This window comes from Stappia sp. BW2, from assembly GCF_008107695.1.
GTDB lineage: Bacteria > Pseudomonadota > Alphaproteobacteria > Rhizobiales > Stappiaceae > Roseibium.
Genome location: NZ_VIRG01000010.1, coordinates 1 through 390 on the forward strand (window position 1 = coordinate 1; position 390 = coordinate 390).

Genomic DNA, 390 nt, shown 5'->3' on the forward strand with positions numbered 1-390 from the left:
TCTCAAGCATCTCCCGGTAGGTCAACGTATTGGTATCGCTTTTTCTGGCGGTCTGGACACCAGTGCCGCACTGCTGTGGATGCGACAAAAGGGAGCGGTTCCTTATGCATATACTGCAAACCTGGGCCAGCCAGACGAAGAGGATTATGATGCGATCCCTCGTCGTGCCATGGAATACGGCGCGGAGAACGCACGTCTGATCGACTGCCGCAAACAACTGGTGGCCGAAGGTATTGCCGCTATTCAGTGTGGCGCATTTCATAACACCACCGGCGGCCTGACCTATTTCAACACGACGCCGCTGGGCCGCGCCGTGACTGGTACCATGCTGGTTGCTGCGATGAAAGAAGATGGCGTGAATATCTGGGGTGACGGTAGCACCTACAAAGG

General features: G+C 55.9%; 1 protein-coding gene. It reads left to right on the forward strand.

Annotated elements, in window-relative coordinates; genetic code table 11:
* The coding region (locus tag FMN63_RS00050; RefSeq protein WP_205513740.1) for an argininosuccinate synthase domain-containing protein at positions 1–390 on the forward strand (390 nt) is incomplete at both ends.